This is a genomic window from Streptomyces xinghaiensis S187, from assembly GCF_000220705.2.
GTDB classification, from domain to species: domain Bacteria; phylum Actinomycetota; class Actinomycetes; order Streptomycetales; family Streptomycetaceae; genus Streptomyces; species Streptomyces xinghaiensis.
Map to the genome: position 1 here is coordinate 6,279,009 of NZ_CP023202.1, position 12,817 is coordinate 6,291,825.

General features: G+C 72.8%; 3 protein-coding genes and 1 pseudogene. 2 read left to right on the forward strand and 2 right to left on the reverse strand.

The annotated features are described in order from the left end of the window. Positions 1-4: 4 nt before the first annotated feature. Positions 5-10,021, reverse strand: coding sequence for an Ig-like domain repeat protein (locus SXIN_RS26860; protein WP_019708777.1), 10,017 nt, complete (start codon positions 10,019-10,021; stop codon positions 5-7). A 720-nt stretch (positions 10,022-10,741) separates the two neighbouring features. Between SXIN_RS26860 and SXIN_RS26865 the strand changes: the two genes are divergently transcribed. Then, positions 10,742-11,122 carry a VOC family protein gene (locus SXIN_RS26865; protein WP_039821200.1) on the forward strand — a complete coding sequence of 127 codons (381 nt, stop codon included), beginning with the start codon at positions 10,742-10,744 and terminating at the stop codon, positions 11,120-11,122. 113 nt (positions 11,123-11,235) lie between these two features. Here the strand turns inward: SXIN_RS26865 and SXIN_RS32525 are convergent. Next, positions 11,236-11,541, reverse strand: a pseudogene (locus tag SXIN_RS32525) (DUF397 domain-containing protein); the annotation flags it as partial. On the opposite strand from SXIN_RS32525, the gene SXIN_RS26875 reads away from it, so the two are divergent. Then, positions 11,507-12,727, forward strand: a complete 1,221-nt coding sequence (locus tag SXIN_RS26875) for an RNA-guided endonuclease InsQ/TnpB family protein (RefSeq protein WP_039821202.1) — start codon at positions 11,507-11,509, stop codon at positions 12,725-12,727. The pseudogene SXIN_RS32525 and the gene SXIN_RS26875 sit on opposite strands and share 35 nt — an antisense overlap. Positions 12,728-12,817 lie beyond the last annotated feature (90 nt).

Genomic DNA, 12,817 nt, shown 5'->3' on the forward strand with positions numbered 1-12,817 from the left:
CGTGTCAGGCGGTGGTCACCGTGTGGACGTGGGAGCCGGTGGAGGGGGCGAAACTTGCGTCGCCGTTGTAGGTGGTGGTGACGGTGTGCGGGCCGAGCGTCAGGCCCCGGTTGGTGATGGTGGCCACGCCGCCGGTCAGCGGTGCGGTGAAGGTTCCGCCGCCGCCACCGCCGATGACGAAGGTGACGGTGCCGGTGGGAGTCCCGGTTCCCGGGGGCACCGGTGTCACCGTCGCCGTGAAGGTCACCAGCCGGCCGGGCTGGGACGGGTTCGGGGACGAGGCGGAGACGGTCGTGGTCGGAGCCCGGTCCACGGTGTGGGTGTCGGCGCCGCCGGAGACCGCGAAGAGCGCGTCACCGTTGTAGGACGCCTGGATCGTGTGCGGGCCGATGGCCAGCGTACTGGTGGTGAAGGTGGCCACGTCGGCGACCAGCGGCTCGATGACCGTGGTGGTGCCGTCGATGACGAAGGTCACGGTGCCGGTCGGTGTGCCGGCGCCCGGCACCGTCGCGGCCACGGTGGCGGTGATGGTGACCGGTTCCCCGAAGACCGAGGGGTCCGGCGCGGAGGTCACCGTGGTCGTCGTCGGCGACAGGTCGACGATCTGCGTGGTGCTGCCTGCGGAGTTGTTGAAGTTGCCGTCGTCGCTCTCGTAGTCGGCGGTGACGGTGTGCGGGCCCACTTCCAGGGTGCTGAGGGTGAGCCGGGCGACGCCGTCGGCGTCCAGCGTCACCGTGAAGCTGCCCCCGCCTCCGCCGCCGATGGTGAAGACGACATCCCCGGTGGGGGTGCCACTGCCGGGGGACACGGGCTGGACGACGGCGATGAAGGTGACCGGCTCCCCGAAGACCGAGGGGTTCGGTGTGCCAGTGACCGAGGTCGCGGTGTCGGCCGCGTTCACCGTGTGGGTGTCCGTCCCGGACGAGGGGTTGAAGCCCGTGTCGCCGTCGTAGGTGGCCGTGACCGTGTAGCTCCCGGCGGGGAGGAGCGGCACGGTCAGAGTGGCGTGTCCGGTCTCGTCCACGGCGCGGACGAACGTACCTCCGCCGCCACTGAGGACGAAGGTGACGGTTCCGGTCGGGGTACCCGCCCCCGGGGCCTCCGGCAGTACCTGCGCGGTGAAGACGATGGGCTGCCCGTAGACGGAGGGGTCGGGGTTGCCGGTCACGGTGGTGGTGGTGTTGGCGGGGTTGACCTGGTGGGTGTCGGTGGCGGTGGAGGGGTTGAAGTTGGGGTCGCCGGTGCCGGTGTAGGTGGCGGTGATGGTGTGGGGTCCGGGGGTGAGGGTGTTGATGGTGGTGGTGGCGGTGCCGTCGGTGAGGGTGGCGGTGAGGGTGGTGGTGCCGTCGATGGTGAAGGTGACCTGGCCGTGTGGGGTGCCGGCGCCGGGGGCGACCGGTGCCACGGTGGCGGTCAGGGTCACCGGTTCGCCGAAGACTGAGGGGTCCGGGCCGCTGGTGACGGTGGTGGTGGTGTTGGCGGGGTTGACTTGGTGGGTGTCGGAGCCGTTGGAGGGGTCGTAGGTGGTGTCGCCGCTGTAGGTGGCGGTGACGGTGTGTTCGGTGACGCTGAGGGTGTCGAGGGTGAGGGTGGCGGTGCCGGTTTCGTCGAGGGGTTGGGTGAAGGTGCCGCCGCCGGTGCCGCCGGTGACGGTGAAGGTGATGGTTCCGGTGGGGACGGGGCCGATGCCGGTGGGGGTGACGGTGGCGGTGAACGTGACGGGCTCGCCGTAGACGGTGGGGTCGGGGGTGGAGGTCACGGTGGTGACGGTCTGCGGTTCGACTTCGACACTCTGGGTGGTGGTGCCGGTGGAGGCGGTGTAGTTGGGGGTGTCGGGGGTGTAGTCGGCGGTGATGAGGTGGGGGTCGGGGGTCAGAGCCAGGCTGCTGGTGGTGAAGACGGCGTTGCCGTTCGGGTCGAGGGGGACGGATGCCAGCGGTGTGCCGTCGATGGTGAAGACGACGCTGCCGGTGGGGGTGCCGGTGGCGGGTGGGTTGGTGGTGACGGTGGCGCGGATGGTGACGGGGCTGCCGAGGGCTGAGGGGTTGGGGCTGGTGGTGACGGTGGTGGTGGTGAGGGCAGCGAGGACTTGCTGGGTGGTGGTGCCGGTGGAGGGGGTGAAGTTGGTGTCGCCGTTGTAGGTGGCGGTGGCGCTCTGGGGGCCGGCGGGGAGGGAGTTGACGGTGAGGGTGGCGGTGCCTTCTGTGGCGACGGGGACGGTGGTGGTGCCGTGTCCGGTGATGGTGAAGGTGACGGTGCCGGTGGGGGTGCCGCTGCCGGGTGGGTTGGCGGTGACGGCGGCGGTGAAGACGACGGGCTGGCCGACGGAGGAGGGATCGGGGCCGGAGCTGACCGTGGTGGTGGTGCCCGCCTGGTTGACCTGGTGCGTATCCGTACCGCTGGAGCGGTTGAAGCCCGGGTCGGCCGTGGCGCTGTAGTCCGCCGTGATGGTGTGCGGACCCGTGGACAGGGAACTCGTGGTGACCGTGGCGGTCCCCCCGGCCAGGGTGCCCGTCAGGGTGATCGTGCCGTCGATGGTGAACGTCACCGCGCCCGCCGGGGTGCCGCCGCCCGGCGCCACCGGTGCGACGGTGGCGGAGAAGGTGGCCGGCTCCCCGAAGACGGTGGGATCCGGACTGCTGGTGACGGTGGTCGTGGTGTCCGCCGGGTTCACCACATGGGTCCCGGCGCCGCTGGAGGGAAGGAAGTTGGCATCCCCCTGGTAGGCGGAGGTGCCGCTGTAGGAGCCCGCCGCCAGCTCGGTGGTGCGGACCTCCGCGACACCGAACTCGTCCAGTTCCGCCGTGAAGAACACGCCGCTGGGCTCGGTCAGCACCACGGTGCCGGTGGGCACGCCGGCGCCCGGGGACACCGCCGTGACCACGGTCCGCAGCAGGATCTCCTGGCCGAAGACCGACGGGGTGGGCGTGACGGTGATGACCGTCGTCGTCGCGGCCCGGTCGACCACGTGGGTGTCGGCGCCGCTGGACGGCGCGAAGTTCGCGTCCCCGCTGTAGAAGGCGTCGGCCGTGTAGCTCCCGGCCGGGAAGGTGGCGTCCGTGAACCGGGCGACGCCGTTGGCGTCCAGCGGCAGGACGACACTGTCGCCGCGGCTGGTGATGAGGGTGACCGAGCCGGTCGGTGTCCCCGCGCCCGGTGGGACGGCCGACACCACGGCCTCGAAGAGGACCTCCTGGCCGTAGACCGACGGGCCGGGTGTGGACACCAGCACGGTCTGGGTGGCGGCCCGGGAGACGGTGTGCGTGTCGCTGCCGATGACCGGCAGGAAGCCGCTGTCACCGCTGTAGGTGGCGGTGACCGTGTACTCCCCGGCGTCGAGCTCGCCGGTGTCCACCTCCGCGACGCCATTCACGCCGACCGTGCCGCTGAGGGTCAGCGTCGTCGGCCCGCTGAACTCGAAGACCACCGTGCCGCCGGGAGTGCCCGCGCCCGGGGCCACCGGGGCGACCGTGGCGAGGAAGGCCACCGACTGCCCGTACGCCGAGGGGGCCGGGCTGCTGGTGACGTCGATCCGGGTGGCCGCCCGTTCGACGTTGTGGGTGTCCACGCCGAAGGACGGGGTGAAGGCCGCGTCGCCGTTGTAGGTGGCGGTGACGAGGTAGGGGCCGACGGGCAGCGCGCCGGTGGCCAGGGTGGCGGTGCCGGAGGGGTCCAGCGGCACCACGATCGGCCCGGTGCCGCTGCCGTTGCCGAAGGTGAAGGTGACGGTCCCGGTCGGGACGCCGGCGCCGGGCGGTTGGGCGGTGACGGTGGCGGTGAACGTCACCGGCTGGCCGGAGACCGTCGGGTCGGGGCCGCTGGTGACGGCGGTCTCCGTGCCGGCCCGGTCCACTTGGTGGGTGTCTGTGCCGGTGGAGCCGGTGAAGCTCTGGTCGCCCGAGTACTCGGCGGTGATGGTGCGCGGGCCGGGGGTGAGGGTGGAGATGGTGACGGTGGCGGTGCCGCCGGACGGGGTGGCGGTGAGCGTGGTGGTGCCGTCGATCGTGAACGTGATCTGGCCGGTCGGCGTGCCGGCGCCGGGGGCGATCGGCACCACGGTCGCCGTGAGCGTGACCTCCTGGCCGGAGACCGAGGGGTCGGGTGAGCTGGTGACCTGTACGAGCGTGGCGGCCTGGTTCACCGGATGGGTGTCCGAGCCGCTGGACGGATCGTACGTCCCGTCGCCGCTGTAGGCGGCGGTCACCGTGTGGTCGGCGACGCTCAGCGTGTCCAGCGTGAGCGTCGCGGTGCCGCTCGCGTCCACCGGCACGGTGAACGACCCGCCGCCCTCACCGCCGCTGATGGTGAAGGTCACCGTCCCGGTCGGGACCGGGCCCGCGCCGGCCGGGGTGATGGTGGCGGTGAAGGTCACCGTCTCGCCGAAGACGGAGGGGTCGGGGGAGGAGGTGACCACCGTCGTGGTCTGCGGGGTGACCTCCACCCGGTGGGTGTCCGAGCCGGAGGAACCGGCGAAGTCGCCGGTGCCGGGCAGGTACTGGGCCTCGATGGTGTGCGGGTCGGGGGTCAGGCCGAGGGAGCTGGTGAGGAGGACGGCGGTGCCGTTCGCGTCCAGCGGGACCGGGGTCTGCGGGATGCCGTCGATGGTGAAGACCACGTCGCCGGTGGGGGTGCCCGAGCCGGGCGGGTCGGCGGTGACGGTGGCGCGGATGGTGACGGGGTCGCCGAGCGCCGAGGGGTCGGGGCTGGTGGTCACCGTGGTGGTGGTCGCCGCCGGGGAAACCGTGTGCGTGTCGGTGCCGCTGGAGGTGGTGAAGCCGAGGTCGCCGCCGTAGGCGGCGGTGACGGTGAGGGACCCGGCGGGCAGCGTGGCGGTGCTCAGGGTGGCGGTGCCGGAGGTGTCCAGCGGGACCGTGAACGTACCGGCGCCGCTGATGACGAAGGTGACCGATCCGGTGGGGACCCCCGCGCCGGGGAGCACCGGCTGCACCGCTGCGGTGAGGACGACCGGTTGGCCGAACACCGACGGGTCCGGGCTGCTGATGACGGTCGTCGTGGTGGCGGCCTGGTCCACCTGGTGGGTGTCGGTGCCGGTGGAGCCGTTGAAGCTCGCGTCGCCGGCGTAGAAGGCGGTGATGGTGTGGGGGCCGGTGTGCAGGGTGGAGATGGTGGCGGTGGCGGTGCCGCCGGACAGGGCGGCGGTGAGCGTGGTGGTGCCGTCGACGGTGAAGGTGACCGTGCCGGTGGGTGTTCCGGCGCCGGGGGCCACCGGCGCCACGGTGGCGGTGAGGGTGACCTCCTGCCCGAAGACGGACGGATCGGGGCCGGTGGTGACCGTGGTCGTGGTGTCGGCGCGGTTGACGGTGTGGGTGCCGACGCCGGTGGAGGGCAGGAAGTTGGCGTCGCCCTGGTAGGTGGCGGTGCCGCTGTACGAGCCCACCGCGAGCCCCGTGGTGCGGACCTCGGCGACACCGCTCGCGTCCAGCGGCACGAGGAAGGTCACACCGCCGGGTTCCGTCATGAGGACGAAGCCGGTCGGCACCCCCGCGCCCGGGGCGATGGGGGTCACCACGGCCCGCAGCAGGACCTCCTCGCCGAAGACGGACGGGGAGGGGGTGACGGTGATGACCGTTCGCGTGGCGGCCTTGTCCACCGTGTGGGTGTCCGCGCCGCTCGACGGGGCGAAGTCCGCGCTGCCGCCGTAGAACGCGTCCACGAGGTAACTCCCCGTTGGGAGCGTGCTGGTGGTCGTCCGGGCGACGCCGCTCGCGTCCAGCGGGACGGTGACGGAGCCGCCGCCGCTGTCGACGAAGGTGACCGCTCCGGCGGGGATCCCCTGGCCCGGGGCGATGGGGGCGACCACGGCCTCGAAGAGCACGTCCTGGCCGAAGACCGTAGGATCCGGCGCGGTGAGCACCGAGGTCTGGGTGAGGGCCCTGCCCACGGTGTGGGTGTCGGTGCCCGCGGAGCCGGTGAAGTCCGGGCTTCCGCCGTAGGCGGCGGTGACGGTGTAGTCCCCGGCGGGCAGCGAGCCGGTGCTCACCGTGGCGATCCCGCTCGGGTCCAGGCCGCTGGTGAGCGTCGTCGTCGTGGGCCCGGCGATCTGGAAGACGACCGTGCCGGTGGGTGTGCCGGAGCCGGGCGCCACGGGCGAGACGGTGGCGCTGAACAGGACCGGCTGCCCGAAGACCGAGGGGTCGGGGCTGCTGGTGACCGTGGTCAGCGTGTCCGCCTGGAGGACGGCCTGGGTGTCGCTGCCGGCGGAGGGGTTGTGGCCGGGGTCGCCGCTGTAGACGGCGTCGATGGTCTGGACCCCGGCCGGCAGCGCGGTGAGGACCAGGGTGGCCGTGCCGTCCGGGCCGAGCGGGACGGTGGTGGAACCGCCGCCGCCGGGGGTGAAGGTGACCGTGCCGGTGGGTGTGCCCGCGCCGGGGGCGACCGGCGCGACCGCGGCCGTCACGGTGACCGTTTGCCCGAAGACGGAGGGGCCGGGTGAGGTGGTGACCGTCGTGGTGGTGTCCGCCCGGTCGACCTGGTGGGTGTCGGAACCGGTGGAGCCGGTGAAGCTCTCGTCGCCGACGTACTCGGCGAGCACGGTGTGCGGTCCGGCGGGAAGCGTGGCGTCGGTGACGGTGACGGTGGAGCCGGAGAGGATGCCGGTGAGCGTGATGGTGCCGTCGACGGTGAAGATCACTTCACCGGTTGGGGTGCCGGTGCCGGGGGCCACCGGCGTCACGGTGGCGGTGAAGGCGACCGGCTCGCCGGACACGGACGGGTCGGGGGAGCTCCCGACCGAGACGAGCGTGGCCGCGCGGCTCACGATGTGGGTGTCGGTGCCGGTGGACGTCTCGGTGTAGACGGCGTCACCGCTGTAGGTGGCCGTGACGGTGTGGGTGGCGACGCTGAGGCCGTCGAGGGCGAGGCCGGCGGTGCCGGAGCCGTCGAGGGGCAGGGTGAACGTGCCGCCGCCGCCGCTGCCGCCGGAGACGGTGAAGGTGACCGTGCCCGTGGGGACCGGGCCGGGGCCCGAGGGCGTCACGGTGGCGGTGAAGGTGACGGCCTCCCCGAAGACCGACGGGTCGGGCGCGGAGGCGACGGTGGTGGCGGTCTGCGGGTTCACCACCACGCGGTGCGTGCCGGAGCCCGAGGAGCCGGTGAAGTTCGCGGTGTCGCTGGTGTAGTCGGCGGTGATCACGTGCGGGTCCGGGGTCAGCCCCAGCGAGGAGGTGAAGAGCACCGCCGTGCCGTCCGGGCCCAGCGTGACGGGGGCCTGCGGGATGCCGTCGATGGTGAGGAGCACCGTACCGGTGGGGGTGCCGGAGCCGGGTGGGTCGGCCGTCACGGTGGCGCTGATGGCCACGGGCGTGCCCGACGCGGAGGGGTCGGGTGAGGTGGTGACGGTGGTGGTGGTGTCCGCGGCGGTGACCGTGTGGGTGTCGGTGCCGGTGGAGCCGGTGAAGCTCGCGTCGCCGCTGTAGACGGCGGTGATGTCGTGTGGCCCGGCGGGCAGCGAGTGCAGGGTGAGAGTGGCGATGCCGCTGGTGTCCACCGGGACGGTGGTGGTGCCGCCCCCGCCGGAGACGGTGAAGGTGACGGTGCCGCCGGGCACGAGCGCCGTCGGCGTCGTCGGCTGGACCTGGGCCGTGACGAGCACGGGCTGGCCGAACACCGAGGGGTCGGGGCTGCTGGTGACGGTGGTGGTGGTGCCCGCGGCGGTGACGGTGTGGGTGTCGGTGCCCGTGGAACCGGTGAAGCTCGCGTCTCCGGCGTAGCTCGCGGTCACGGTGTAGGTCCCGACGGGCAGGGTGCTATCGGTGACGGTGGCGGTACCGCCGGTCAGCGTGCCGGCCAGTTCCCTGCCGTCGACGCGGAAGACGACGGTGCCGGACGGGGTGCCCGCGCCGGGGGCGACGGGGGTGACGGTGGCGGTGAGGGTGACGGTCTCGCCGAGGGCGGAGGGGTCGGGGCCGGAGGTGACGGTGAGGGTGGTCCCCGCCGGGTCGACCCGGTGGGTGTCGCTGCCCGACGAGGGGGCGAAGTTGTCGTCACCGAGGTACTCGGCCGTCCCGCTGTAGATCCCCACCGCCAGGCCGGCGTTGCGCACCTCGGCGGAGCCGGTCGCGTCCAGTTCCAGGGTGACGGTGCCGCCGGCGCTGTCGGTGAGGGTGATGAAGCCGGTGGGGGTGCCCGCGCCCGGGCTCACCGGGCTCACCGTCGCCCGGAAGACCACCTCCTGGCCGAGGACCGAGGGGTCGGGGGCGGAAGTGAGGACGGTGCGGGTCGCGGCGCGGTCCACGGTGTGCGGGTCGGTGCCGCTGGACGGTTCGTGGTTCTCGTCACCGCTGTAGGCGGCCTCGGCGGTGTAACCGCCGGCGGGCAGGGTGGCGGTGGTGAACCGCGCGGTCCCGGTGGCGTCCAGGTTGAGGAGCACGGTGTTGCCGCCCACCGTGAGGGTCACGGTGCCGGTCGGCACGGGTCCGCCCGGCACGGCGGAGGACACCAGGGCCTCGAAGGTGACGTTCTGGCCGTACTGGGAGGGATCGGGGAGGGAGACCAGCACGGTGCTGGTGGCGGCCCGGGTGACGGTGTGGGTGTCGGTGCCGGAGGAGCCGGCGAAGGTGGCGTCGCCCTCGTAGACCGCGGTGACCGTGTACTCCCCGGCCTCCAGGTCCTGGACGAGGACGACCGCCTCCCCGGAGGCGTCCAGCCCGCCGTTCCGCACGACGGTGCCGGAGGACCCGGCGATCTCGAAGCGGACGGTGCCGCCGGGGGTGCCCGTGCCGGGGACGGCGGGGGTGACGGTGGCGGTGAACACGACCGGTTCGCCATGGGCGGAGGGGTCGGGGCTGCTGGTGACGGTGGTCGTGGTCGTCGCGAGGCCGACGGTGTGGGTGTCGGAGCCCGCGGAGCCGGCGTAGCCGCCGTCACCGGAATAGGTGGCGGTGACGGTGTACTCGCCGATCGCCAGCGCGTCGGTGCCGGCGGTGGCCACGCCGCCCACCAGGGTGCCGGTGAGCGTCAACCCGTCGATCTCGAAGGTCACGTGGCCGGTGGGGGTGCCGCTGCCCGGCGGCACCGGGGCGACGGTGGTGGTGAAGACGGCCGTCTCGCCGAAGGCGGAGGGATCGGGCGCGGAGACGACGGTCGTGGTGGTCGTGGCCTGGCGGACGGTGTGCGTGTCGGCGCCCGCGGAACCGCGGTGGCAGGCATCGCCGCTGTAGGTGGCGGAGACGGTGCGCGTGCCGGGGTCCGGAAAGGAGACGGTGAGGGTGGCTGTGCCCCCGGCCCCCACGCTCCGGACGAAGGTGCCTCCGCCGGAGCCGCCGATCACGAACGTCACCGTGCCGGACGGGGGACCGGGGCAGTCGGTGCCGGGACCGGGGGTGACGGTGGCGGTGATGGTCACCGGCTGGCCGACCGCCGAGGGGTCGGGGGCGGAGACGACCGTGGTGGTGGTCGGATAGCGCACGGGTTCGACGGTGTGGGTGCCGCTGCCCGAGGACGGCAGGAAGTTGTCACTGCCTTTGTAGATGGCGGTGACGCTGCTGCTGCCGGTGGGCAGAGCGTGCACGGTGACCCGGGCCACGCCGTTCGGGTCGAGTTTCGCGGTGAAGTCCCCCAGGGCACCGATGACGAACACGACCTTGCCCGTGGGGGTCCCGGACCCGGGCGGCACGGCTTCCACCCGGGCGGTGAACGTGACCGGCTCACCGGGGGCCGACGGGTCGGGGGAGGAACTCACCCGGGTGACCGTCGAGGCCCGGGCGACCCCGTAGAGGGAGGACCCCTGGGAGCGTTGGTGGATGGGCGAGCCGTTGTAGGTGGCTGTCAGCGAGTGCGTCCCGGCGCCGAGCGTGCTGAGGGTGACCCGGGCCCGGCCCAGGGAGTCCAGCGTGCGCGTGAAGGTGCCGCCGCCCGGGCCCGCGATCTGGAAGGTGACGGTGCCGGTGGGCGTACCGGCGGGCGGGAGGAAGGAGCGCACCGTGGCGGTGAAGGTGACCGGCTGGCCGTAGACCGTTGACGTGGGCGAGGCGGTGATGGTGGTCAGCGTGGAGGAGGACATGACGTGGCCTTTCGCTGTACGGCGCCGGTCCGCCCGTCATCGCTCCGGAGCGCTCGACGCCCCGGGGCCCGCAGCGGAACCCGGACCGGCCCCCGGGCTCGGTGCCGGGTACCGGGCTCGGTGCCGGATCTCGGAATCCCGGTCACCCGGGCTCCGGGCGTCCGTGGTGCCGCCGTTGCGCTCGGCGCGAGCTGCGCGGGGGAGGGGCTGTGCGCACGGTTCATTCCGCTGCCCGGTCGCGGTGAGAACGGCCGGCCGGCCAATACCCTCATGGACCCACGGCCCGTTCCGTCGCTCCAGGCCCGGGACGGAGATGAGACACGGACGGCGCAGCGCGCACGGAATCGGACGGGAGGTGCGGTTCCCGGCGGCGGGCGCGCACCGTCCCCAAGTGCCCCCGTGGGGGTGGCGAATGCCGCCCACCGCCGCTGGGGGCGGGTTTGGGGCGCCCGGGCCGCGGCCCGAGCTCCGGCTGCTGCCACCTCCGGCGTCCGGCGGTTGAGGGCGGGGCGTCCGGACGGTGGTCACCTGAGGGCCGGCCGCCGCACCCTGAGGGCGTGAAGCCCGGCAGTATGGGCGGCCGTTGCTGACGGGGCGGGCCCGGAAATCAAGTCGCCCGTGCTCGCCCGGTCCGGTACGGTCGCGGGGTTTTCACTGCTGGGGCCCATGAGGTTCGCGTGCGGCCGCCGGCAGTCCCCACGTTGAGAGCAGGTTTGTTTCATGGCATGTCGTATCAGTGAACTCGTGCTCGGCTGCCGCGACCCCGAGGTGCTGGCGCGGTTCTGGTGCGAGGTCCTGGACTTCGTCGTGCTCGACCGCGAGGGCGACGACATGGTGGAGATCGGACCCCGCGAGGGGTTCGGCGGTCCGCAGCCGACGATCATCCTCAGCCGCAGGGACGAGCCGGAGACGGGGAAGGCCCGGCTGCACATCGACGTCAACGCCACCGACCGCGATCAGGACGCCGAGCTCGAACGTCTGCTGAAGCTCGGTGCGCGCCCGGCCGACATCGGCCAGACCGGGGAAGAGCAGTGGCACGTCCTGGCCGACCCCGAAGGCAACGAATTCTGCCTGCTCAAGGCCCGCCTCGCCCCGCTCTGACGCTCGTCGGCCCCGCACGACGGTGCCCTCGCCCGGGTGGCCGGGCCGAGGGCACCGTCGCGGGAGTGCGGTCGCCGTCGGGCGCCGGTGTCCGTGCCGGTGGCGTAGGCCAGGAAGGCGGGCCAGGTGTCGCGGTGGACGCTGAGCGCGGGGCCGTCGGGACGCTTCGAATCCCGGACGTGAACGGTGCCGGGGACCCGTTTGCGTCTCCGGGCTCCTCCATCAGGTCTTCTTTCGGGGGGACCACCGGCTTCAGCCGGTGGGGGAATCGAATCCTTGGGCCGGAGCCGCGCAGCGGCGGAGCACGCTGTGTTGTCAGTGGGGGCCGGTAGCGTGAGCACACCGGCGTTGGTCAGGGGAAACTGCGGGGGAGGTGGGGTGGGTGTGAGGCGGGCGTACCGGTTTCTTCTGCGTCCCACGGTCCGGCAGGAGCGGGCGCTGGCGGAGATGCTGCGGGATCACTGCTCCCTGTACAACGGGGCTCTTCAAGAGCGTCGTGATGCCTACCGGCACAGTTCCCGGACCTCGGTCCGGTACGGGGATCAGTCGGCGCAGTTGAGGGAGATCCGGGCGTTCGATCCGGAGCGTCAGGGCCGGTGGTCCTTCTCCAGCCAGCAGGCGACCCTGCGCCGCCTGGACCGGGCCTTCCAGGCGTTCTTCCGGCGGGTGAAGGCCGGTGACACCCCCGGGTACCCGCGGTTCAAAGGGGTCGGCCACTTCGACACCGTCACCTTCCCCCGGGACGGGGACGGCTGCCGGTGGAACTCCACCCCCCACGACACCCAGACCCGCGTGCGGCTGCAGGGTGTCGGGCACGTCCGCGTTCACCGGCACCGGCCGGTGAAGGGCCGGGTGAAGACGGTCAGTGTCAAGCGGGAGGGCCGCCGCTGGTACGTCATCCTCGCCTGTGACGAGGTGCCCGCCGAGCCGCTGCCGCCCACCGGCAGCCGGGTGGGTATCGACCTGGGCACGGTCCACTTCCTCACCGACTCCGACGGCCACCACGTCGCCAACCCCGGGTTCCTCGGCAAGGCAGCCGGGGAGCTGGTCGCAGCGCGGCACCACCTGGCGACCTTCCCCAAGCGCACCCGGCGCCGTACGAAGAAGCATCGTGCCGCGGCCCGCAAGGTCGCCCGCCTGCACGCCAAGATCCGGCGCCGGCGTCTGGACCACCACCACAAGCAGGCCCTCGCCCTGGTCCGTGAACATGATGTGATCGGGCATGAGCGGCTGAACACCGCGGGCATGACCCGGGCGCCCGCACCCCGTCCGGACCCCGACCGCGACGGTGCGTTCCTGGCGAACGGTGCCGCGGCGAAGGCCGGGCTGAACCGCATGATTTTGGATGCGGGTTGGGGGCAGTTCCTGAAGATCCTGGCGGACAAGGCTGAGAGCGCCGGTCGCCGTGTGATCCCGGTGGACGCCCGCAACACGTCCCGCACCTGTCCACCGGAGATCGGCGGATGCGGGCACGTGGCGAAGGAGAACCGCGTCACCCAGGCGAAGTTCACGTGTGTCAACTGCGGCCTGGTGGCACACGCCGACCACGTCGGCGCACTCAACGTCAAACACAGGGCCGGGCTGGTCCTCTGCGCCGGTGCCTAGCCACCGACACAGGAAGCCCGCGACTTCAGTCGCGGGTGGAGTCACGTGTGGCCGGGCACGAAGATGGGGAGCCCTCTGGCGGCCTCCGCT